Origin of the sequence: Gilvimarinus japonicus, from assembly GCF_042847215.1 — a bacterium.
Taxonomy (GTDB): Bacteria; Pseudomonadota; Gammaproteobacteria; order Pseudomonadales; family Cellvibrionaceae; genus Gilvimarinus; species Gilvimarinus japonicus.
This window is the reverse complement of record NZ_AP031500.1, coordinates 257415-279200: the sequence shown is the minus strand read 5'-3', so window position 1 is coordinate 279200 and position 21786 is coordinate 257415. Positions and strand designations below refer to the sequence as shown.

At 52.6% G+C, this 21786-nt stretch carries 19 protein-coding genes, 1 tRNA gene and 1 pseudogene; 12 read left to right on the top strand and 9 right to left on the bottom strand.

Going from position 1 to position 21786, the window contains the following annotated elements; genetic code table 11:
* The first annotated feature begins 15 nt into the window (after positions 1-15).
* Positions 16-1521, top strand: a complete 1506-nt coding sequence (locus tag ACGHAD_RS01185; protein WP_339616982.1) for an MFS transporter — start codon at positions 16-18, stop codon at positions 1519-1521.
* A 65-nt stretch (positions 1522-1586) separates the two neighbouring features.
* On the opposite strand, the gene ACGHAD_RS01180 is transcribed toward ACGHAD_RS01185, so the two are convergent.
* Together ACGHAD_RS01180 and ACGHAD_RS01175 are read right to left on the bottom strand one after the other, a co-directional pair.
* On the bottom strand, positions 1587-2618 hold the full coding sequence (locus ACGHAD_RS01180) for a LacI family DNA-binding transcriptional regulator (protein ID WP_382414136.1): 1032 nt from the start codon (positions 2616-2618) through the stop codon (positions 1587-1589).
* Positions 2619-2711: 93 nt separating this feature from the next.
* Positions 2712-4166, bottom strand: a complete 1455-nt coding sequence (locus tag ACGHAD_RS01175; RefSeq protein ID WP_382414135.1) for a RimK family protein — start codon at positions 4164-4166, stop codon at positions 2712-2714.
* A 142-nt stretch (positions 4167-4308) separates the two neighbouring features.
* Here ACGHAD_RS01175 and ACGHAD_RS01170 point away from each other — a divergent pair, with 142 nt between their 5' ends.
* From ACGHAD_RS01170 to ACGHAD_RS01160, 3 genes are all read left to right on the top strand, one after another.
* Complete coding sequence (locus ACGHAD_RS01170; RefSeq protein WP_382414133.1) at positions 4309-5403, top strand: GNAT family N-acetyltransferase/peptidase C39 family protein; 1095 nt, start codon at positions 4309-4311, stop codon at positions 5401-5403.
* Positions 5404-5655: 252 nt separating this feature from the next.
* Positions 5656-5859 (top strand): CsbD family protein, encoded by a 204-nt coding sequence (locus ACGHAD_RS01165; RefSeq protein WP_339616978.1) that lies wholly within the window; start codon positions 5656-5658, stop codon positions 5857-5859.
* Positions 5856-6452, top strand: a complete 597-nt coding sequence (locus ACGHAD_RS01160; RefSeq protein WP_339616977.1) for an exopolysaccharide biosynthesis protein — start codon at positions 5856-5858, stop codon at positions 6450-6452. The genes ACGHAD_RS01165 and ACGHAD_RS01160 overlap by 4 nt, the downstream gene beginning before the upstream one ends.
* A 312-nt stretch (positions 6453-6764) precedes the next feature.
* Here ACGHAD_RS01160 and ACGHAD_RS01155 read toward each other — a convergent pair whose 3' ends face one another.
* Positions 6765-7043: a hypothetical protein gene (locus ACGHAD_RS01155; RefSeq protein WP_339616976.1), complete on the bottom strand. Its 279-nt coding sequence runs from the start codon at positions 7041-7043 to the stop codon at positions 6765-6767.
* 395 nt (positions 7044-7438) lie between these two features.
* Between ACGHAD_RS01155 and ACGHAD_RS01150 the strand changes: the two genes are divergently transcribed.
* The gene (locus tag ACGHAD_RS01150; protein WP_382414130.1) at positions 7439-7762 is read left to right on the top strand and encodes a hypothetical protein; all 324 of its coding nucleotides are present in this window, start codon (positions 7439-7441) and stop codon (positions 7760-7762) included.
* Between the two features lie 135 nt (positions 7763-7897).
* Here the strand turns inward: ACGHAD_RS01150 and ACGHAD_RS01145 are convergent, their stop codons facing one another.
* The 3 genes from ACGHAD_RS01145 to ACGHAD_RS01135 all read right to left on the bottom strand — a co-directional run bounded on the left by ACGHAD_RS01145 (position 7898) and on the right by ACGHAD_RS01135 (position 10111).
* Entirely contained in the window at positions 7898-8236 is a 339-nt protein-coding gene (locus ACGHAD_RS01145; RefSeq protein WP_339616974.1) for a P-II family nitrogen regulator, read from the bottom strand.
* A 216-nt stretch (positions 8237-8452) separates the two neighbouring features.
* Positions 8453-9721, bottom strand: a complete 1269-nt coding sequence (locus ACGHAD_RS01140; protein WP_382414128.1) for an ammonium transporter — start codon at positions 9719-9721, stop codon at positions 8453-8455.
* Between the two features lie 51 nt (positions 9722-9772).
* On the bottom strand, positions 9773-10111 hold the full coding sequence (locus ACGHAD_RS01135; RefSeq protein ID WP_339616972.1) for a P-II family nitrogen regulator: 339 nt from the start codon (positions 10109-10111) through the stop codon (positions 9773-9775).
* A gap of 454 nt (positions 10112-10565) precedes the next feature.
* Between ACGHAD_RS01135 and ACGHAD_RS01130 the strand changes: the two genes are divergently transcribed.
* Together ACGHAD_RS01130 and ACGHAD_RS01125 are read left to right on the top strand one after the other, a co-directional pair.
* Complete coding sequence (locus ACGHAD_RS01130; protein ID WP_382414126.1) at positions 10566-10811, top strand: accessory factor UbiK family protein; 246 nt, start codon at positions 10566-10568, stop codon at positions 10809-10811.
* Between the two features lie 52 nt (positions 10812-10863).
* Complete coding sequence (locus ACGHAD_RS01125) at positions 10864-12372, top strand: YifB family Mg chelatase-like AAA ATPase (RefSeq protein WP_382414124.1); 1509 nt, start codon at positions 10864-10866, stop codon at positions 12370-12372.
* On the opposite strand, the gene ACGHAD_RS01120 is transcribed toward ACGHAD_RS01125, so the two are convergent.
* On the bottom strand, positions 12369-14096 hold the full coding sequence (locus tag ACGHAD_RS01120; protein WP_339616969.1) for an EAL domain-containing protein: 1728 nt from the start codon (positions 14094-14096) through the stop codon (positions 12369-12371). The genes ACGHAD_RS01125 and ACGHAD_RS01120 overlap by 4 nt on opposite strands.
* A gap of 281 nt (positions 14097-14377) precedes the next feature.
* Here ACGHAD_RS01120 and rep point away from each other — a divergent pair, with 281 nt between their 5' ends.
* The gene (gene rep / locus ACGHAD_RS01115; RefSeq protein ID WP_339616968.1) at positions 14378-16387 is read left to right on the top strand and encodes a DNA helicase Rep; all 2010 of its coding nucleotides are present in this window, start codon (positions 14378-14380) and stop codon (positions 16385-16387) included.
* Between the two features lie 95 nt (positions 16388-16482).
* On the opposite strand, the gene ACGHAD_RS01110 is transcribed toward rep, so the two are convergent.
* The gene (locus ACGHAD_RS01110) at positions 16483-16914 is read right to left on the bottom strand and encodes a c-type cytochrome (protein WP_382414121.1); all 432 of its coding nucleotides are present in this window, start codon (positions 16912-16914) and stop codon (positions 16483-16485) included.
* 506 nt (positions 16915-17420) lie between these two features.
* Between ACGHAD_RS01110 and ACGHAD_RS01105 the strand changes: the two genes are divergently transcribed.
* Both ACGHAD_RS01105 and ACGHAD_RS01100 read left to right on the top strand, forming a co-directional pair.
* Positions 17421-17497: transfer RNA gene (locus tag ACGHAD_RS01105), tRNA-Arg, on the top strand.
* A 381-nt stretch (positions 17498-17878) separates the two neighbouring features.
* Positions 17879-18604, top strand: coding sequence for a haloacid dehalogenase type II (locus tag ACGHAD_RS01100; RefSeq protein WP_382414119.1), 726 nt, complete (start codon positions 17879-17881; stop codon positions 18602-18604).
* Between the two features lie 209 nt (positions 18605-18813).
* On the opposite strand, the pseudogene ACGHAD_RS01095 reads toward ACGHAD_RS01100, so the two are convergent.
* A pseudogene (locus ACGHAD_RS01095) lies at positions 18814-20458 on the bottom strand (PAS domain S-box protein); the annotation flags it as partial.
* A gap of 258 nt (positions 20459-20716) precedes the next feature.
* Here ACGHAD_RS01095 and ACGHAD_RS01090 point away from each other — a divergent pair.
* Both ACGHAD_RS01090 and ACGHAD_RS01085 read left to right on the top strand, forming a co-directional pair.
* Positions 20717-21559: a hypothetical protein gene (locus ACGHAD_RS01090; RefSeq protein WP_339617457.1), complete on the top strand. Its 843-nt coding sequence runs from the start codon at positions 20717-20719 to the stop codon at positions 21557-21559.
* Complete coding sequence (locus tag ACGHAD_RS01085; RefSeq protein WP_382414117.1) at positions 21556-21771, top strand: DUF6500 family protein; 216 nt, start codon at positions 21556-21558, stop codon at positions 21769-21771. The genes ACGHAD_RS01090 and ACGHAD_RS01085 overlap by 4 nt, the downstream gene beginning before the upstream one ends.
* Positions 21772-21786 lie beyond the last annotated feature (15 nt).

Below are 21786 nucleotides of genomic sequence, written 5' to 3'. Positions count from 1 at the left end.
AATAATGAGACCTCTATGACACAGGCCGCCAAGTCCCGCCCGGAGCTAAGCTTCTGGCAAATCTGGAATATGTGCTTCGGCTTTATTGGCATCCAATTTGGCTTTGCGCTGCAAAATGCCAATGTCAGCCGTATTTTTCAAACACTGGGTGCCGAGATCGATGAATTGCCCATTTTATGGGTCGCGGCGCCGATTACCGGCCTGCTGGTACAGCCCATTGTCGGCTACTTCTCGGATAAAACCTGGAACCGCTTTGGCCGCCGCCGTCCCTACTTTTTGGTGGGGGCGCTACTTACCAGTGGCGCGCTGTTTGTCATGCCTCACTCGCCCACCTTGTGGATGGCAGCGGGTATGCTGTGGATTATGGATGCTTCCATTAACATCTCGATGGAACCGTTTCGCGCCTTTGTCGGCGACATGCTACCCCAGCGTCAGCGTACGCTGGGCTTTGTGATGCAGGCGTTTTTTATCGGCGTCGGCTCGGTGGTGGCCTCTTCATTACCGTGGCTAATGACCAACGTTTGGGGCATGAATAACACCGCCGTCCCCGGCATTGTGCCCGACTCAGTCATCTTCTCGTTTACCTTGGGCGGCGTTGTGCTGCTGCTGGCCATGAGCTGGACGATCTTCACCACCCGCGAGTACTCCCCCGAGCAATTGGCCACCTTTAACGCCCAAGAGGGCCAGGTAGAATCGCTCGCTGACCGTATCCATCGCCCCGCCGCACGCTACCTTAAAGGCGGCTTTGCCTGGTGTGCTAGCGGCGTCGTAGGCGCGGGGCTTATCTACGGCTTGGGCCTCAATGGTGAGCTGTATATTCTGGCCGGTGGTATTGCCGTGTTCGGCTTGCTGCAAGTGCTGGCCGGCTGGATGCAAAACGCCGGCAACACCGATCACGGTGTGTACCACGTCACCCACGACCTATTTCATATGCCGCGCACCATGATGCAATTGGCGGTGGTGCAGTTTTTTTCGTGGTTTGCGTTATTTGCTATGTGGATCTACGTAACCCCCGCCATCGCCAGCTTTCACTTTGGCGCCACCGATACCAGTGGTGCGCTGTACAACCAAGGTGCCGATTGGTCCGGTGTACTGCAGGGCTCGTACAACGGTTTTGCTATGCTGGCGGCGTTTATCATCCCGCTGATGACCCGCAAACTGGGCCGCAAACTCACCCATGCCATTAACTTACTGTTGGGCGCCGCTGGTTTTATCTCGTTTGTGATCATCAAAGACCCCAGCTGGCTACTACTGTCGATGGCGGGGGTAGGCTGCGCCTGGGCATCGATCATCTCTATGCCTTACGCCATTTTGTCCTGCGCTTTGCCGGGACACAAAATGGGCGTGTACATGGGGATTTTTAACTTTTTTATCGTGATACCGCAGATTTTGGCCGCCAGTGTGCTGGGGTTACTGGTCGGCGTCGTGTTTGAAGGGCAAAGCATCTACGCGCTGGTATTGGGCGGCGTGTGTTTTATCATTGCCGCCGGCTTTACCATGCTGGTGGATGACGAGGATTAGACGAGTTTAACCCCGCTTAACACCGTGCCGTAGCGGGGCGGGGCGAACCGCGCCATCCCGTTACATTAGCGCTTGCCCCCGCAAGAGCCGCGCACAATCAGCTCGGCGGGAATCAAAAACGAATCGAGTTTCTCGCCTTCCATCAGCTTTAATAAACTATCCACCAGCAATTCACCGGCAAGTTTGGTGTTTTGCTGTACGGTAGACAGCGGTGGGTGGGTGTAGGCCGCCATGGAAATATCGTCAAAGCCCATAATGGCGACATCGTCGGGGATTGTCATGCCGGCTTCTTCTACCGCCTTCATGGCACCAATAGCAATTAAGTCACTCGCACCAAATACCGCATCAAAACGCAAACCGCGCTCGTGTAACTGTAAGGCGGCCTGATAACCGGCATCTTCCGAGGTCTCGGCGTCTATTTGCAGTGCCGGGTTTACGACAATGCCGGCATCATTCAGCGCCTGGCAATAACCTTCGTAACGGCTTTTAAACTCGGGGCTACCCTCGCCAATACCGCCGACAAACGCAATATCGCGCCGCCCAAGGCTTAGCAAATGCTCAACCGCCTTGCGCCCACCGTTATAGTTATCACAGCCGATCGAGACCCCCGGTTGGCCGGGCAGCACTGGCCCCCAGGTAATATAGTGAGCATCTTGTTCGTCGAGATGATTGAGCTTTTTAACGTAGGTCGTGTAATCGCCATAGCCTAAAAAGATAATACCGTCGGCGCGGTTGGCGTCTTCGTAGTCGGCGTGCCAGTCTTCACTAAACTGCTGAAACGACACCAACAAGTCATAATTGCGATCGGCGGTAGCACTGATAATGCTAGCCACCATCGACAAAAAGAAGGGGTTAATTAAAGAGTCGCCCGTGCCGTGGTCTTCGTTTAGCAGCAGTGCCACAGTGCGGGTTTTTTGCGAGCGCAAATTACGGGCGTTTTTATCGACTTTGTAATTCAGCTCTCGGGCAATTTCCTGCACCCGACGGCGAGTTTCTTCATTAACCAGGGGGCTATCTCTGAGCGCCCGTGAAACCGTCGCCTGAGACACTCCGGCGCGGTAGGCAATATCAAAAGAGGTGGGCTTACGATCGCTCATTAGGACTCTCTTCACATGTTATCGTTATAAAAGCATTCCAGCGATACTAGCGTAAATTGGCGCCGGCAACCACAACCGGCGCACGCCCTAAGCTCAGCCACGCTCGTCCAAGCGGCGCTTAAACTCGGTCATAATCACATCGTACAGCTCCAGACCTAAATATTTGTCCTCAACGGCGGAGTCAATGGAGGGGTTATCGTTGACCTCGATAATCGAAATATCATTGCCATTTTGCTTTAAGTCCACCCCGTAAAAGCCATTACCAATTAGCTTGCTAGCCGCCACCGCCGCTTTTAGCACCGGCTTGGGCACCTCAAAGGTGCCCATGGCGTCAAAGCCACCCGACGCCGTGCCCTTACTGGAGTGGTGATAAATTTGCCAGTGGTTCTTGGCCATAAAATAACGGCAGGCGTAAATTGGCTGGCCAGCCAGCACGCCAATGCGCCAATCGAACTCGGTATAAAGATAGCGCTGCGCCAACAGCAACGCACTGTCTTTAAACATCTCTTGCATCACCGCAGCCAGCTCTTCGCGACTGCCGGCTTTTTTTACACCCACCGAAAATGAACCGTCGGGGATCTTAACCACTACCGGCAAACCCAGCTCGTCAATCAACGCTTGCTCGCTACCCATATCGGCACGGCTTAAAATGCGCGTTGGCGGCATAGGCAACTTATGGGTTTTTAACAACTGAGTTAAGTAGACTTTATTGGTACAGCGCAAAATTGAATCTGGGTCATCGATCACCACCAGCCCTTCGGCTTGCGCGCGGCGCGCAAACCGATAGGTAAAATGATTCACCGAGGTAGTGGCGCGAATAAACAGCGCATCGAACTCGCTTAACCGATTAATATCGCCCCGACCAATAGTCTCAGCCATAATGCCCTGCTTGGCGGCCGCCTTGATAAACCGCTTGATCGCGGTCGAGTTACTGGGCGGCATGGGCTCTTGGTTATCAACCAAAATTGCCAAATCGTATTTGTACTCTTTGCGGGCGCGGGGCTTGCGCCAAATCAACCGGCTAAAGCTGTCCAGTGCATTGGCAAACAGTGTTTGCTCGGCCTCTTGCAGCTGCCCTAAAGGCACCGTTTCCAGCGATTGAATCTGCCACCCGCTTTTCCGCTTAAAGCGTATGCGCAAAATCGGCGCGGCGATTTGCTCAAATAGCGCGCGCGCCAACTCAGCCAGTGGCTCAGCCTCGGTTTTACCAAAGCACACAAGCAGCGACACCGAATCACTCGTGCCGGCAATGGCGTTGAGTTTTTCGTCTATCTTTACATTGAGAGCCAACACCTCTTGCCATTGGCGTCGCGATAAGTCGCGCAGCGTCTTTACCGACGGCAGCACTTTGTGACCACGGGCTTCGGCCAGTAGCGAACAGTAGTAACCGGTCGAGAGGTAATCGTACTGGCGGCATAAATTAATCACCCGGCAGCGCTGGCGAGTATCGGCGTCGGCCAAATAATCACTGGCTAAAATCACATCGGCCGAAGGGTAAAGGCCGGTCCAGTCGGAGGCTTTTTCAACAATGATTTTCAATTGCGTCATGGGTCGTCTTGTCACCTTAAATAAGCGCAAAAAATCCATTGCGCAGCGGCGCAAGTGTGGCAAAATCGCGGCAATTGGCAAGCATTATTTTGCCTTACCATTGTAAAGGTTTGCACTATGTGAACCTGTCATTGAGATACCTATGACTTCGTCTGTTCGCCCCGCCCAACTGTCCGATTTAGACGCATTGGTCGCACTTGAGAACTCGAGCTTTAGCGGCGATCGTATTAGTCGGCGCAGCTTTAAGCATTTCTTGGATACCGAACAAAACCAGATCTTGGTGATCGACCAGCCGGTACAGGCCTATGTCCTGATCTTATTCCGTCGCGGCACCTCGCTAGCACGGATATACTCGCTCGCCGTTGCCCCGCAAACCCGCGGGCGGGGGCTGGCTCGCTCGTTAATGCAAGCCGCCGAGGTTTGCGCCCGGCAACGCGACGCACTTTTTTTGCGCTTAGAAGTCGCCGATACCAATGCTGCCGCTATCGGCTTGTATCACTCTTTAGGCTTTCGCCCCATCAAGCAGCTGGCCGGTTATTATGAAAACGGTGGCGATGCACTACAACTAGAAAAACGCCTAGAGCGCAGCACCCGTGCCAAAGCCAGTGCCAATTTTTACCCGCAAACCACCGAGTTCACCTGCGGCCCGGCGGCGGCTATTATGGCCATGCAAGAGATTCGCCCCTCCCATCACTACAGCCGCATCGATGAAATCAACCTCTGGCGCGAAGCAACCACCGTTTACATGACCCGCGGTCACGGCGGCTGCTCACCCCACGGATTAGCCTTAGCGCTGCACCAACGCGGCTTTGATGTTCGGTTATTACAGTCGAGCAGCCAAGTGGCGCTAATCGACAGTGTTCGCGGTGAACACAAAAAGGCGCTGGTCGAACTCATCCACAATGATCACGTCGCGCGCTTGCAGCACGCCAAGATCCCCAGCGATGTGTGTGCGATCAACTCAAACGTGTTACGCCAACACATAGAGGCCGGCTACACAATTTTACTGCTAATAAGCACTTGGCAACTAAACCGTAACAAAGCCCCGCACTGGGTTTGGCTGTCGGCCATGGATGAACACTTTGCCTATTTGCACGATCCAGACGTAGATGCCGCCGAGCACCGCAGTGCACTGGACAACGCCAACGTGCCCTTGGCGCTTGAGCAACTGAACCGCCTGCTGGGTTATGGTAAAAAAAGCTATCGCGCGGCGGTTTTGCTGCGCGAGCAACGCTAACCCCCGAGCCCTGCATTTGTAAATCGCGCCCGCCTAGGGCGCGATTTTGTAAATTAGCCAATGAGCGACTTGGTTTGCACGATCGCGCACTCCCCACCTCAGGTGAAACCAAGGCCAGACGTGCACCTTGCGGGAGATTGTCAGCTTGGATCGAAGTTTGCTATCTAAGTAGGGAGAAAGGGTGTTGATAAAGAGACGCTTAGGTCGCACACACCCGATTCTACTTAATTCTTGGCACACTAGGAGACCGTTATGAACACGATGCAATTAGAGGGCAATTGGCAAAAAATGAAAGGCGCTGCCCGCGAGCAATGGGGCAAACTGACAGATGACGACATTGAGCGTATCGTCGGAAAACGCGACAAATTAATCGGCGCGGTAAAGGAGCGCTATGGTATTACCCAGCAGGAGGCCGAGCGCGAAGTGAATGAATGGTCTACGCAATACGAACAATGAACGTAAGCGAAGCCCGTATGGGCAACGACGACCTTACGGGCACTATCGATTTAATCGAGGAGTCCGGCGAGGGTAAAAGCCTTAGCGTTGGCGAAATACTCGACAGCGTGAAAGACCGCGGTTTTGGGCCCCTGCTGTTGCTACCAGCGTTAATCACGCTGCTGCCCACAGGTGGCATTCCGGGAGTACCCACCATTTGTGCGATATTAATTGTACTTATCGCCGGGCAACTGTTGGCGGGCGCTCAAAAACCATGGATACCAAAGCGCTTGGCGCGAATCGAAGTCTCGCGTAATCGCTTCTCAAAACTGCTGAATAAATCTCGTCCGGTGACTCAGAGAATAGACCGTGCTATCAAACCGCGTTACAGTTTTATGACGGGCCAAGCCGGTAATCGAATCGTTGCGGTGATCGCTATTTTTTTAGCGCTGGCGCTAATTCCCTTAGAGCTGGTACCTTTTGCCGCCGCAATTCCTTCTAGCGTCTTGGTGCTTTTATCTTTAGGCTTGGTGGCACGAGACGGGCTCTTGATACTGATAGGCTTAATACTCAGCGCGATTGGCAGCGCGTGGTTATTATTTTACCTGCTGTAAATTAAGCCTCGTTGCTAAACACAGCTTATTAATAACCGGTTTTACGGGCGGGCAACCTAATTGTACGTGTACCACCAGCGTGGCTATGATTAGCTTAGACCTGATTAAATCGGGTGGCTCAGAAAACCTACCTCTCAAACACAAGGCTGTTTATTACCGACTACATGCGCCGAATGTATATACACTATACATTCGCAGTAAATAGCCTAGACACACAATAAGGCCCACCACCGCGAGCCTTATTTTTAGCCAGGCAACATGTTTTTATCTAACAGTTAATTCTGCAGGCGGTAAATGGCAGCATAGCTGCACTTACATCAAACGCCCAGAATACTCACTTGCCGGCTTACTCGGCCGATCGGAGCCTACCGCACGATTAGGCACCTCGTTGATTTGACCACCGCCGGCTAAAAACGCCTCGATCTGCGCCTGCAATTCAGACCTTACACGCTCACGCGAGGCAATATTAAAATCTTCTTGTACCTGACCTTTAGCGTCATCGCTGGCGCTGACCTCATCGCTATCGTCTACGTCTATATCGTTGTCGTCGTCTAGCGTGCGGCTTTCATTTAGCTCGTATTGACTCGCCATAAATAACACCTCTCAAACCGTATGTCTTATCCATGCCAAAACAAAAAACACCCACAGCAACACTGTCAGCTCCCTTGATTAAGAAGACAGAATCACCTTGGTAAGACTGACTTTTATTCTATGGGGTTGTTGCCTTTATATCGCAACAAACGCTTTTGGTCACAGTTTTTTTGCGTTTTTTTAGTTCAGTTTTTTATTAGAGACAAGACCGGTGTTCATTTTTGTTATTTACCTAAATGCCGTAAAAAATATAGCTCCTTTGTGTTTCGGTTTTACCCAGCACGCGACACCCAGCGACCACGGCCGGACCTTTTTCACGGTATTTATCTGTTATGCTGGGAGCGAAACCGTTACACTGCACGGCTATCCGATTAAGGCTATAAACGAGGTTGGCTATGGCAAGCCCGCGCGAACTCAAGTACTTCCCCGAGCTGACAGATCTTCCTACTGCCGAGCAAGAGCGGCGCTTAGCCGCCGCCAAAGCGATCGCGTTTGGCCCAGACACGCGGCTTGAGCGCTGGCGCGGTAACCTGATTCAGTTTTTTTTGATGTTTGCCGGTTCGGCCGGATTTATGGCGCTGCTGGCACCTGCGCTTGAGTTGTCACAAGATACCGCTGCCATCATTATGCTGGTGGTAGTATTGCCAATGTTTTTTATCGTGCAGCAGCGGCGCTATCTGCGCCTGATTCGCCAGGCGTTACAGTCGCCTCAACCGTAAGCATCTAGCGTTAACGTGGCTCAGCTGTCCAGCCGAGCCAGATAAAAAAACAGCGGCCATTGGCCGCTGTTTTTTTATCTGCTTGATCCTGTAAAGAGTCAAGCTGGGTCGTGCTTTACATCAACTCACAAAGCGTTAAATCGCTTCGCTGCCGGTCTCGCCGGTACGAATACGAATAATCTCTTCAAGCGGTGTAATAAAGATTTTACCGTCACCAATTTTACCGGTTTGCGCCGCTTTAGTGATCGCCTCTACCGCCTGATCGACCAGCGTATCATCCACCGCCAGTTCGATTTTAACTTTAGGTAAAAAATCAACCACGTATTCAGCACCACGGTACAGCTCAGTGTGGCCTTTCTGCCGACCAAAGCCTTTTACTTCGGTTACGGTCATACCCTGTACACCGACCTCAGACAGTCCTGTACGGACATCATCGAGTTTGAACGGTTTAACGACAGCAGTAATCAGTTTCATTATGGATTTCCTTCTTCGTCTTGGTCTCAGCCAGGTAGCTTGCTGTAGCGGTTTGAGGTTGTGCCCCACAAAGGGGCTACCAAATTCTATGGGTAAAGATACACGCAAGTCGCGGGAAAATCATCCATCCAAGCCAAACTTACCGACAATCTACTTCTGAGAGGACTTTTTAAGCCACTGCCCGGGGTAAACCCGGGCAGCTAGCACCTGACACTCTTACTTAGAAGAGGTGAACTCAGGGTAGGCTTCCATACCACACTCAGCTAAGTCGACACCTTCGTACTCTTCTTCTTCGCTAACGCGCAGACCGATGATCACTTTAATGATGCTCCATACAATCAGGCTACAAACGAATACCCAGATGAAGATGGTCAAAGCACCCACGATCTGGCCCACAAAGGTAGAGCCATCGTTGGTTAAAGGCACGACCAGCAGGCCAAACAAACCAACCACACCGTGGACCGAAATCGCACCAACCGGGTCATCAATTTTAATTTTGTCCAAAGTGATGATTGAGAAGACCACGATGATACCGCCCACCGCGCCGATGATGGTGGCACCCAATGCGCTTGGGGTAGAAGGCTCAGCGGTAATAGCAACCAGGCCGGCCAACGCGCCGTTCAGGGCCATGGTTAAGTCGGCTTTGCCGAACAAGATACGAGCAACGATCAGCGCAGCAACCAAACCACCTGCGGCGGCAGCGTTGGTGTTCAAAAACACCATGGCAACCGAGTTAGCATTGGCAATATCGCCCAGCTTTAGTACCGAGCCACCGTTGAAGCCGAACCAGCCCATCCACAGGATAAACGTACCCAAGGTAGCCAGCGGCAGGTTAGCACCGGTAATGGCGTGGATCTCACCGTTTTTACCGTACTTGCCCTTACGTGCACCCAGCAGGATAACGCCCGCCAAAGCAGCAGCAGCACCGGCCATGTGAACAATACCGGAGCCGGCAAAGTCAGAGAAACCCAGATCGCCCAAGTTGTACATGCCAAATACATCAGCACCGTTCCAGGTCCAGCTTCCTTCCATAGGGTAGATAAAGCCAGTCATAACAACAGCGAAAGCCAGGAACGCCCACAATTTCATACGCTCGGCAACTGCGCCCGAGACGATAGACATCGCGGTAGCCACAAACACCACCTGGAAGAAGAAGTCAGAGGCATCGGAGTAAACCGAACCGCCTTCAAAGCCTTCTTCAGCAGACGCTGCGAGTGCATCAGCCACCAGGGTTTCACCGCCCTGAATGCCCGACAAAAAGAAGCTGCCATCGTACATAATGGCGTAACCGCACACCAAGTACATAATGCACGAGATCGAAAACAGAGCGACGTTTTTGGTCAAAATCTCTGTGGTGTTTTTGGCGCGCACCAAGCCCGCCTCCAGCATGGAGAAGCCGGCGGCCATCCACATTACCAGTGCGCCACATACCAAGAAGTAAAAGGTATCGATGGCGTACTGCAACTGAAAAATTTGATTTTCCATTGCTTAATCCCCGTTTGTTGTAAAAATCTTCTTAACTGCTTAGAAGTCGTCTTAAATCGCTTGATCGCCGGTTTCGCTGGTGCGAATCCGAATAACTTGCTCGAGCGGCGAAACAAAAATCTTGCCATCGCCGATCTTGCCGCTGTTAGCAGCCTTGGTTATGGCCTCGACAACAGAATCCAAATCTGACTCTTTTACCGCGATCTCCACCTTGGTTTTAGGCAAAAAATCCACCACGTACTCGGCGCCGCGATACAGCTCTGAGTGACCTTTTTGACGACCAAAGCCTTTCACTTCGGTGACTGTCATACCGTGTACACCGATGTCGGAAAGCGCTTCGCGCACCACATCGAGCTTAAACGGCTTGATAATCGCTGTTACCAATTTCATTTATTGTGCTCCTAAAAAATCCCGCACCCGAAGGTGCGGGTAAACACTGGAAAGACGCTTGCCTGGCGGCCCAAACAACCACCAGATAAGTATGTAGACCCAATAAAGAGACTCCACGCCCTTTGCTGTGTACTCGATCACAACTTTGCACAGAGCAGGCCAATTAAAGAAAACCCTTTATTATCAGAAGCTTGACGTTCGTTTGTGGTAAAAACATACGGTAAAGACCGTATCCCGCCCACACCAGCGCACCAAAATCGAGCCACCCACAAAATGCAGCGCACCATTTGTGCACTATTTTGTTTGCCCATCCAAAAACGACTCAATCTGCACCACAAAGGCGCGCCAGAAGCGAGCCAACCCGGCGCCCGCGGCCTTCGGGTCGCTCAATTCCACCTACTTGATTTTTGAGGGTGTACAATATGGAGCCAAAATCCTGTTGCGAGCGTTTAACATGTCAGATTTTACTCAGCGGATATTTAGCGAGCTGCAAAATGCCCTGCCCGGTGCCGACGCATTGCCCAGAGCACAATTACAAGCCGCGCTTGAATCGGTAGTGCGGCGCATGGATTTGGTCACCCGCGCCGACTTTGACGCTCAAGCAGCGGTGCTGGCTCGCACCCGGGCGCGCCTAGAAGCGCTTGAGGCCGAAGTCGCAAAGCTTGAACTCAACATTGACCCAAGCCCCACACAGAGCTAGATTCCAAGCAGCCCTAAGGATTTAAGGTTCGCTCGCAACGCAAGGATCGCCTATGTCACTCGCCATTGTTCACACCCGCGCCCAGCTCGGCGTCGAGGCCCCGCCGGTCACCGTTGAGGTGCACCTGTCCAATGGCTTGCCCTCTCTTGCGATTGTCGGCATGCCAGAAACGGCGGTTAAAGAAAGCAAAGACCGAGTGCGCAGCGCAATTTTAAACTCCCATCTTGAGTTTCCAGCGCGCCGCATTACCGTCAACCTAGCGCCCGCCGATTTGCCCAAAGAGGGCGGCCGTTACGACTTGGCCATCGCTATTGGCATTCTCGCCGCCTCCGAGCAAGTACCCAGCGAGCTTCTAAACGAGCTTGAACTAATAGGTGAGCTGGCGCTATCGGGCGCCGTGCGACCGGTAACCGGCACCCTGCCTGCGGCGTTAGCGGCCGGGCGCGACGGGCACCGCTTAATCGTCGCCAGCGAGAACGCCCCCGAAGCGGCCATGGCACGCAACACCACCATTTACAGCGCCGAGAATCTATTGCGGGTTTGTGCTCACCTGCACCGGCGCAGTGAGTTGCCCAACAGTGACTTTCCCGCCACCCCAGCGCGTCGCCCGCAACCAGAGCTAGCGGACGTCAAAGGACAACAGCAGGCAAAACGAGCGCTAGAGGTTGCCGCCAGCGGCGGCCATAATTTATTAATGTTTGGCCCGCCCGGCACCGGCAAGACCATGCTCGCCAGCCGCCTACCCGGTATCTTGCCCGCGATTGATGAGCGCGACGCGCTGGAGGTGGCCGCGGTTTACTCGGTCTGTGGCGTCGAACATAGCCCGCTCTGGCTCGAGCGGCCATTTCGCGCGCCGCACCACACGGCCTCGGCGGCGGCTTTAGTCGGTGGCGGCACCCAACCGCGTCCCGGTGAGATCTCGCTGGCCCACGGCGGCGTATTATTTTTAGATGAACTGCCCGAGTTTCAGCGACAAGTGCTAGAAGTGCTGCGCGAGCCCATGGAAAGCGGCGAAATTCGTATCTCCCGCGCCCGCGCGCAAACCTGCTACCCGGCGCGCTTTCAGTTGATCGCCGCCATGAACCCATGCCCGTGCGGTTACTTTGGCGGCCGCAGCGCCGGCAACGACTCGCGCTGTCGCTGCACTAGCGAACAAATACAGCGCTATCGCAATAAGATCTCAGGGCCCATGCTTGACCGTATCGATCTGCACGTACCAGTGCACAATATTCCCCCCAGCGAGCTCAACAACGCACCCGCAGGCGAACCCAGCGCCACGGTCCAAGCGCGGGTCAGCCGTACGGTTAAACAACAGCAACAGCGGCAACAGAAGCTCAACGCGCACATGAGCTCTAAAGATATCGAGCAATTTTGCCCATTGGCACAGGAGGATCAGCAATTTCTGGAGGCAGCGGTGATACGGCTGGGACTTTCGACTCGCTCGTATTACCGGGTCTTAAAAGTGGCCCGTACACTGGCCGATATGGCGCAGCAAGACACCATTAGCCGACCTCAGCTGGCCGAGGCGCTTAGCTTTAGGGCACTGGACCGGGCGCCCTAAGGTTGATTTTTAGGCGCAGGCGCGCCCCCCACCAAATGTAGGGAGTGGATATTATCGAGCAGCTTGCGATAGGTTGCCGGTGCCCCCAGGTAATGCCCCTGCATCTGGTCGCAACCTTCATCCACCAGCCACTGCAGTTGCCGGGCAGACTCGACGCCATCAGCCACCACCACTTTCCCTAAATTGTGCGCCAGATTAATCATCGCCGCTACCAAGCGCCGCTCACTGCGCCGGCGGAGTAAGTCGGCCATAAATTGTGAATCGATTTTAAGTGCGGCAATCGGCAAGCGCTGCAGGTGCAAAAACGACGAGCTACCAGTACCAAAATCATCCAGGGTAAAGGTCACGCCAAAATAAGACAGGGGTCGCATACACAGGCTGACCATCTCGATGTTTTCCATCAACGCGGTCTCGGTCAGCTCAAACTCAATACATTTGGGGTTAACGCCGGTTTCGGCAAAAATATTGGCCATCGTTTGCACCATAGCGTCGTCGCGAAACTGCCGCGCCGACAGCCTTACCGCCATTTTCAGCTCGATACCGCCGTCGCGCTTTAATCGCTGTAAATCATCGCAGGCTTGGCGCACCGCCCAATAGCCGATGGCAAAAATAAGCCCGGTGTCCTCGGCGATCGAGATAAAATTGGGCGCGCTTAAAATCCCTTTTTGCGGGTGGTTCCAACGCAGCAGCGCCTCTAGCGCTACCACTTTGCCGCTACTAACGGCAAAACGCGGTTGATACTCTAAGTAAAGCTCGCGATTCTCCACCGCGCGGCGCAAGTCCTCTTCTAAGCTCAAGCGATAGCGCACATCGCGGTTCATCTCTTCGGTAAAAAAACGGAAGTTGCTGCCCTCAAGCTGTTTGGCTTGGTACATGGCTAAATCGGCACTTTTTAGTAAGGCGTCGGCGCTGCGGCCAGCCTCGGGGAAAGATGCCACCCCGACACTACAGCCGACGGACAACTGATAACCGTTGATTTCATAGGGCGTGGTTATCTGCTCAATAATTTTTACCGCCAAGTGGGCGATATTGGACGAACTTTCGACATTCAACAGCAGCAGGGTAAATTCATCTCCGCCCATGCGCGCCATCGAGTCGCTGCGCCGCAGCAGCTTTTGCAGACGCTCGGCGCACAAGCGAATCAGGCTATCGCCGATGTCGTGACCATAGCGGTCGTTCACTACTTTAAAATCGTCCAAATCAATAAACATTAAGGCGAAACGAGCGCGATCGCGGGCGGCCACCCGAATAGCATTTTCAAGCCGGTCGCGAAACAGCACACGGTTGGGGATATCAGTCAGGGGGTCGTGGTGGGCCAGGCGGGCCAAGTTTTGCTCGGTGCGCTTGCGCTCGATGGCGTAGCGCAAAGAGCGCTCCAGCAGCACCGCACTGATATTGTCGAGGGCTAAATAGTCGGCGGCACCACTGGGAATGGCCTCGCGATCGAGCACCAGATCCATCGTATGCGACAAAGCCACTACCGGTACGGAGCAAAATTGATTTTTTACGGCTGCCAGTAAATCGCGCGCTACGGTGGGCTGATCGGCAACCAGCAGCAAGCCTGCGGCAAAATCACCACTTAATAAGGTCGCCAACCCATCTTCTTCTATATGGCCTGCCATTAATTGGTAGCAGCCGGGCGCAGCTTCCTCCAACCACCGGCCTAGGTGCTCGACGAGGCCGTCCTCGTCGCCCAGCAGCAGTACTCGGGTACAGCTTGTCATTGGTATTCCCTGCTCACCGTCAAATTCCGTCTTAATTAGCCTTGGTCACCGTCGTTAGCGGCTCTGGGCTTTATTATTAAATAGGTTACACAAACAATATGGTAGTTTTAGTATGGCGCATTTAGCGCCTAAATCAACATAACCAAACTAATTTGCAAACATACACCATTCGCGCACTTTTTGCACAGTTCTCGTCTGAACTTTACGTTTAATCTCGCTCGCGGCATTGCTACAATGGCGCGCTCTGTTGTCATCCCGCCACCTGCTAGTAATGAGGCCCTGTGACCCGACTCAACCCCCGCCAACGCGAAGCCGTACTCTACGTTGATGGCCCCTGTTTGGTACTCGCTGGGGCCGGCAGCGGCAAAACGTCGGTTATTACGCGCAAAATCGCTTATCTAATCGAAAAGTGCGATATGCCCGCGCGACACATTGCCGCCCTAACCTTTACCAACAAAGCTGCGCGGGAGATGAAAGAGCGGGTTGGCGGGCTGGTAAAAGGCAGTGCCGCACGGGGGTTAACCGTCTCGACCTTTCATAACTTAGGGCTCAACATTATCCGCCGCGAGGCCAAAGCCCTCGGTTTTAAGCCGGGGTTTTCGATCTTCGACGCCGAAGACGCCCGCTCGCTCTTGAAAGAGCTAATGATGAAAGACGGCGAGATGGATAACGACCACCTCAATATGGTGCAAAGCCAAATCTCCAACTGGAAAAACGACCTCACCACCCCAGAAACGGCGGAGGAGCTGGCCCAAAGCCCAGCCGAACTGACCATGGTGCGTATTTACGAGCGCTACAACCAAGCGTTGCGCGCCTATAACGCGGTGGATTTTGACGATCTAATTCTGGTACCGGTGCATTTATTTAACACCAATCCCGAAGTGCTGGCCCGCTGGCAGCGCAAAATTCAGTACTTACTGGTGGATGAATACCAAGACACGAACTCCAGCCAATACTTATTGGTTAAACAGCTAGTAGGTGGCCGCAATGCGCTGACGGTGGTGGGCGACGACGACCAATCTATTTACGCATGGCGCGGCGCACGACCCGAAAACCTGGTGCTGTTAAAAGAAGACTTTCCCAGTCTGCACTTAATTAAGCTGGAGCAAAACTACCGCTCTACCAGCCGGATCTTGCGGGTGGCCAACCACCTGATTGCCCACAACCCGCACGAATACGACAAAGCTCTGTGGAGTGAGATGGGCCTGGGCGACGAGATTCGTGTAGTGAAGTGCGCCAGTGAAGACGCCGAGTCCGAGCGCGTCGCCACCGAGATTTTAGCCAACAAGCTGCGTCGGGGCGGCAAGTTCAGCGACTACGCCATTTTGTACCGAGGCAACCATCAGGGCCGGCTGCTGGAGATGAAGCTACAGCAGCACCAAATTCCCTACAAAATCAGCGGTGGCTCGTCGTTTTTTGGCAAAACCGAGATCAAAGACGTGATGTCGTACCTGCGGTTGCTGGTCAACCCGGACGACGACAACGCCTTTTTACGTATTATTAACACCCCGCGTCGGCAGATTGGCACCAGCACCCTAGAAGCACTGGGACGCTTTGCCAGCGAGCGCCATTTAAGCTTGTTTGCCGCCGCTGACGACATCGCCCTACAGCGCCACGTTCCCAAACAAAACCTAGAGAGGTTGCGCCTGTTTAGCGATTGGGTTGCCCGGGTGGTTGAGCGCTGTAACGGTCCCGAACCCGTAGCGGGCATTGAGCAAATGCTGGAGGACATCGGCTACGAGGCCTGGTTGCATCAAAACTCCTCCAGCGCCAAAGCCGCCGAAAAACGTATGGATAACGTCCGCTATCTAACCGACTCCATTCGCAAAATGCTCGAGCGGGACGATGACGGCGAGCCTCTGACCATCGACGATGCCATCAGCAAGCTAGTGCTGCGAGACATGCTAGAGCGCCAAGAAGAAGAAGAGACCCTCGATCAAGTGCAATTAATGACTTTGCACGCCTCCAAGGGCTTGGAGTTTCCCCATGTTTATTTAGTTGGCATGGAAGAAGACCTGCTGCCCCATCGCAACAGCATTGAAACCGACAACATAGAAGAAGAGCGACGCTTGGCCTATGTGGGTATCACCCGCGCCCAGCGCACTATGACCCTGACACTGGCCGGTAAACGCAAGCAGTACGGCGATATTAACGAGACCACGCCCAGTCGTTTTATCGACGAGCTGCCACAAGAAGATATTGTGTTTGAAGGCTTTACCCCCGCCACGGCCGAGCAGGTAAAAGCCACTGGTGAGCAGACTATCTCTAGCTTGCTAAATATGTTTGATTGAGGGGTACGGGGTACGGGGTACGGGGTACGGGGTACGGCAGTGTGTTCGTTTACCGTTATCCGTCAACCGTCCCCGTGTTATGGCTTTGGTAACAATTACTGACTGTTTTCCATCATATAGTCGACCGCTGCCATCACTTCAGTATCCGAACAAGTGGCGCACAAGCCCATCGCTGGCATACCGTTAAAGCCCTTCAGGGCATGCTCGTGCAAGGTATCCGCGCCCTTCGCAATACGCTCGGCCCAGGCGGCGGCATCACCAAACTTAGGCGCACCCGCAACACCCGCCGCATGACACGTATGGCAGGCGGTATCGTACACTTGCTGGCCCGTGCGCGGCCCTTCGCTCGCAGCGGCCACAGGTGCGGCAGCGCAGTCATCACCCGACATGCAGCTCTCACCCACAGGCGCAATGCGCTCGGCAATTGCGTCTTTAACATCATTGGATTGGCTCACGGCCACCCCAGAGGCAAACAGCCCCATTCCCAGTACGACCATCAGGCCGATCATTTTTTTCGCTTGGCTCACGGATGCTTCCTCTAATTAACGGCAGCACTGGATGCTGCTCGGGTCTCTGGCGCGCCATTATAGCCAGAAATAGGGCCTTAGGTGAACAACCCGAGCCCGCAGCCGTAGACGATTGCGAATCAGGGTTGTAGAATGCGCTCCTCGTTACACATCCCGAGCTCAGCTGGGTGAGGCAAGCGTTTACAAAGCACCGCTTTGTGCGCAGCCGAACGGCTTTCAGCTAGGCTGAAAGACCGGACCCGAGCGGTAGCGAGGGGAGTAGCAGGTAGCGCGACAAGCGCTACGTTTTAGGCACTGGCACTGAACCAGTATAATTTTCAGTTTTACGCATCCGTAGCTCAGCTGGGTGAGGCCAGCGTTTACAAAGCATCGCTTTGTGCGCAGCCGAACGGCTTTCAGCTAGGCTGAAAGACCGGACCCGAGCGGTAGCGAGGGGAGTAGCAGGTAGCGCGACAAGCGCTACGTTTTAGGCACTGGCACTGAACCAGTATAATTTTCAGTTTTACGCATCCGTAGCTCAGCTGGATAGAGTAGCGGCTTCCGAAGCCGTTGGTCGCAGGTTCGAATCCTGCCGGGTGCGCCATCTTTTCTACACTCAACACCCTTCACCTACCCTGCAAGCGGTCTAACTCAAACAAACACTATCGCGAATAATCAGTTTTTATGTACCTGGTTACATATCTGCGACTGGCCGGTAAGCTCCTTTCGCAAAACAGCTATAAAATGTAACTCACGTACATACCAACCTCGCCCCACTCCCAAAAGAAACAAACCACCGACAAGATAAGTAAATAGTGACCAAAGCCTCAACCCTTGCGTTGCCAAACGCCGGCAACACCCTTTAAGGTGGTGCATTAGCTTTTACTCGCCCATATGACAACCTAGGATCCCCCACGTGATTACCAACAAACACTACCTGTCTGTTATTACACTTCTGATCAGTGCTCTTTTTGGAGGCATCGCCATGGCTCAAGAGAATTCAGCCCCTGGGACAAACCAAGCCGGCAGCGCGTTAGCGAAACCCAAAGTCATTATTTTTGATGTAAATGAAACCTTGCTCGATCTGGAATCTATGCGCTCGTCTATTGGCAAAGCGCTGGGTGACCGGGAAGATCTACTGCCTTTATGGTTTTCCACCATGCTGCATAATTCACTGGTAACAACGGTGACCGGCGACTACCAAGATTTTGGAAAAATCGGGGTTGCCTCGCTGCTGATGGTCGCGCAAAACAACGATATCGATTTAAGCGCTGAAGATGCCAAAACCGCCATTGTGACACCACTGTTAAGTTTGCCCCCGCATCCGGATGTCAAACAAGGCCTAGCCAGTTTGAATAAACAAGGCTTTAACATTGTTAGTCTGACCAACTCATCGAATAACGGGGTTAAAACTCAGTTTGAAAACGCGGGGTTGACTGAGTATTTTTCGGCCCGCTATAGCATAGAAGATATAAAAATATACAAACCAGACCTACGCGCCTATAAGTGGGCGCTACAGCAATTAAACGTTAAACCAGAAGAGGCTTTAATGGTTGCGGCCCACGGCTGGGATGTAGCTGGCGCGAAAGCCGCCGGGCTACAAACTGCCTTTGTGGCACGTCCCGGTAAAGCATTGTACCCTTTAGCTGAAGAGCCCGATTACATTGTGCGCGACATTACCGAGTTAGCGCAGATAATGAAAAACCAGTAAATCAACACTCAACCGCATTATCGTTATTTTATCAACGATAATGCGGTGCTCCTGAATAAACTCGCCCCAACCCAAGTCCTATAAGCGCTCGACGATATCTACAATATGTTATTTATTCAGTTTATTTAAAGCGTCCGAGAGGCTGCTTAATAGCTTTTGATTTTCACCTACCACATCATTAATCTCGCGCGCTGACCCCGCGGCCTTTGAGGCCAAGTTTCGGACTTCATCGGCCACCACCGAGAAACCTCTACCAGCCTCGCCTGCGCGAGCCGCCTCAATAGCGGCATTTAACGCTAACAAGTTTGTTTGCTCGGCAATGGCGTTAATACTCGACACCATATTATTAATATTTTTTCCCGAATCTATTAGCTCTCGCATAACGTTATCACTGGTCGCGACTACGGCTAAGCGATCAGAAATATCAAAGCCATACATAATGATTTTTTGTACATCGCCGTGTAAGTCTTTAATAGTACAAAAAGTGGCTGCTATACCGATTGCTTTACTGTCATGCTGAACGAGTACATCTTTGGTGACTCGCTCGTCGTTAAACAGGCACGTTTTCTGGCTTTCATCCAAAAGCTCTTGCCAATTTTTTATCGATGCTTTAAAAGTATCGGCGGGTATATCGAGCAAACGTTCCGAATAATCATTTATGTCCAGTAACCATCCATTTTTGTCCCATTCGACCATTAGGTTAGATCGCCCAATAGCGTAAAAGCGAGCCTGCAACTCCATTGCGCGGGATTTCACCGGTGTAATATCCGCTAATATCGCGATATACCCTTGATGGTGCCCGTCGTCATCATTTACTGGGTTACTGGTGACCGAGATCCAAAAAGATTTTCCATCGGATCGGTGTATTTCAATTTCATCATAAAATGCGCGCGGGGCATCTAATTCGCGCGTTATTCGCTCCCGTGTTGCAGCGTCCGTTTTTGGACCTACCAGCAAATCTTTAACCCACTGCCCCAAAGCCTGCTCCGAGCTATAGCCCGTCATATTGGTAAAGCCCTGGTTGACGTACTGTATTTCACGATTAACGTTAGCGATAATAACGGCATTATCAGTTTCGTTGGCAACCAGTGATAACAATTTAAACTCTTTTCTCTGATAAACCTCTTGGCTAATATCGCTGGCAAACTTAACCACTTTTATGACTTTGCCATCCGGGCTTTTAATGGGGTTATAAGTGGCATGGATCCACACCTCTTTTGCGTTTTTACCGACTCGCCGAAACTCTGCCGTTTGGTACTCACCCGCACGCAGACGTTGCCAAAAACGCCGATACTCTTCACTTTTATGTTCATCTGCGGCGACAAACAGTTGATGATGCTTGCCTTGGACCTCGTCCAAACGGTAGCCCATTAAATTAAGAAAATTGTCATTAGCGGTGAGAATTTCGCCATCGACCGAAAACTCAATAACGGCTTGGGCGCGATGGATGGCCTCGAGTTGCGACTCAAAGTTGGATCTGGCCAACACTTGTTGCGTCACATCGGTGGCGAATTTTATAATTTTATGGACTTTTCCGCGCCTTATGATGGGCGTATAGGTTGCCTGAATCCAAACCTCTCGGCCGCCTTTGGCCAAGCGTTTAAACTCTGCGGTCTGCGGCACGCCTGTGCGCAGCTTTTGCCAAAATTCGTTATACGCGGTGCTATTGGCCTCGGTGGGCGCGACAAACATTTTATGATGTTGCCCCTTCACCTCATGCCATTGATACCCCATAACCCGCAAAAAATTATCGTTTGCCTGGATAATCGTTCCATCCAAAGCAAACTGTATCACCGCCTGAGTGAGGTTGATCGCGGCCACAATATCATCAGAGTCTGACTTTAACCCAAGCATAAATCCCTCTTCATCACACACTCTAGCCCCCGATCAGCGTAGGGCTCATCCTTCGGGGCCTTAATCAGCTTAGCCTGTGACAGAAAAATCACCAGCATGATTATTTTTTGAACACTTAAACTATAACGGCTGAATGTGTACCGACTTTAGAGCGCCTAGGCGTTTCAGGGCATAAATTTTACGTCTACCCCTACTCCCCCCTATACTCCATATCCATTACAATAGGCACATTTAGCGGCTTAGCATAACGGACTAGCTATGGGGATTCTGGACGACCTTAAACAACAAGCAGACGGTCTGCGCGCTGCTGAGGCCGACAAAGCCGCCCAGCTCGCTCAACAAGAGGCTTATTACCAAGCGACCTTACGCCCGGCGATGCTTAAGGTACTAAGCTACCTTGATGAGCTGGTTAAGCATATTAATTACGTCCAACCCCAGCGCACGCTCTATTATCCGCTCGCGCCCGACAGGGACACCACGGTTGCCCTCAGTCAAGGGCCTTACAAACTGCTGATTGATAGCTCGGACACACCGCGACAAGTTGATATTCGGGTTGCGGCCAAACTGACGCAACCGACCCTCTATGTGCTGGACAACCTTGCGGCGATCCAGCACTACGCCGAACACCTGGATGCCTATGCCCTGCCTTACCACCGGCAAGACGCTCTCAACAACCTACACAGGGTAGACAAAGCAACCTTTACCCTAGAAGGGCCCCTGCAGCACGCCATTCGAATTCAAGCCGATACCGAGCAACAGTGCATTGAGATTTTATTGCGTAACTTTGGCCGTGCCGGCGTAAAACGGCACCGATTTACGCCCAATAAAATCGACGAAGCGCTACTCGATCGATTAGGCCGCGTACTGTTACATGATATCGAAAGTCTTCCGGTGCCTACTGAAGTCTCCGAAGAAACCCGCCAGCAACTGCGTCAAAAGCTTGCCACAACCAGGCAACAAGAGAACAACACCGAACACGAGCAACATGAGCGGGAAGCGGCTAAAGTTCGCGACCGTTTAAAGCAGTCGTGGGCCACTAAAATGCAAAATGCTAAAGCCTTCTACCAAAAGAAATTGGAACAGGACAAAAGAAAACCGTGAGGTCGATTTTAAAACAAAAAATCATCGAGGTATGTGATAAAAAAATAGCCTCCAAAGGCAACTCCGTGGGGCTGTCTTTTTACGCTTTTTTTGCCAATAAGAATGACGACCCAGAGTTGCTAATGGAAGCTGCCACATGGTGGATTAAAACACACCAGTTAGATCACTTTGAAAAAGCCGTAAAAATTAAAGCGCTGATTGACGCCGGGTAACCCACAAACATCACA

Excerpts from the sequence above, each read along its gene's own strand:
- ACGHAD_RS01145 (WP_339616974.1), bottom strand. The coding sequence starts at position 8,236 with ATGAAACTGATTACTGCTGTCGTTAAACCGTTCAAACTCGATGATGTC.
- ACGHAD_RS01165 (WP_339616978.1), top strand. The coding sequence starts at position 5,656 with ATGAACACGATGCAATTAGAGGGCAATTGGCAAAAAATGAAAGGCGCT.
- ACGHAD_RS01090 (WP_339617457.1), top strand. The coding sequence starts at position 20,717 with ATGGGGATTCTGGACGACCTTAAACAACAAGCAGACGGTCTGCGCGCT.
- ACGHAD_RS01120 (WP_339616969.1), bottom strand. The coding sequence starts at position 14,096 with ATGACAAGCTGTACCCGAGTACTGCTGCTGGGCGACGAGGACGGCCTC.
- ACGHAD_RS01180 (WP_382414136.1), bottom strand. The coding sequence starts at position 2,618 with ATGAGCGATCGTAAGCCCACCTCTTTTGATATTGCCTACCGCGCCGGA.
- ACGHAD_RS01170 (WP_382414133.1), top strand. The coding sequence starts at position 4,309 with ATGACTTCGTCTGTTCGCCCCGCCCAACTGTCCGATTTAGACGCATTG.
- ACGHAD_RS01135 (WP_339616972.1), bottom strand. The coding sequence starts at position 10,111 with ATGAAATTGGTAACAGCGATTATCAAGCCGTTTAAGCTCGATGTGGTG.
- ACGHAD_RS01150 (WP_382414130.1), top strand. The coding sequence starts at position 7,439 with ATGGCAAGCCCGCGCGAACTCAAGTACTTCCCCGAGCTGACAGATCTT.
- ACGHAD_RS01155 (WP_339616976.1), bottom strand. The coding sequence starts at position 7,043 with ATGGCGAGTCAATACGAGCTAAATGAAAGCCGCACGCTAGACGACGAC.
- ACGHAD_RS01140 (WP_382414128.1), bottom strand. The coding sequence starts at position 9,721 with ATGGAAAATCAAATTTTTCAGTTGCAGTACGCCATCGATACCTTTTAC.
- ACGHAD_RS01125 (WP_382414124.1), top strand. The coding sequence starts at position 10,864 with ATGTCACTCGCCATTGTTCACACCCGCGCCCAGCTCGGCGTCGAGGCC.
- ACGHAD_RS01175 (WP_382414135.1), bottom strand. The coding sequence starts at position 4,166 with ATGACGCAATTGAAAATCATTGTTGAAAAAGCCTCCGACTGGACCGGC.
- ACGHAD_RS01160 (WP_339616977.1), top strand. The coding sequence starts at position 5,856 with ATGAACGTAAGCGAAGCCCGTATGGGCAACGACGACCTTACGGGCACT.
- ACGHAD_RS01100 (WP_382414119.1), top strand. The coding sequence starts at position 17,879 with ATGGCTCAAGAGAATTCAGCCCCTGGGACAAACCAAGCCGGCAGCGCG.
- ACGHAD_RS01130 (WP_382414126.1), top strand. The coding sequence starts at position 10,566 with ATGTCAGATTTTACTCAGCGGATATTTAGCGAGCTGCAAAATGCCCTG.
- ACGHAD_RS01185 (WP_339616982.1), top strand. The coding sequence starts at position 16 with ATGACACAGGCCGCCAAGTCCCGCCCGGAGCTAAGCTTCTGGCAAATC.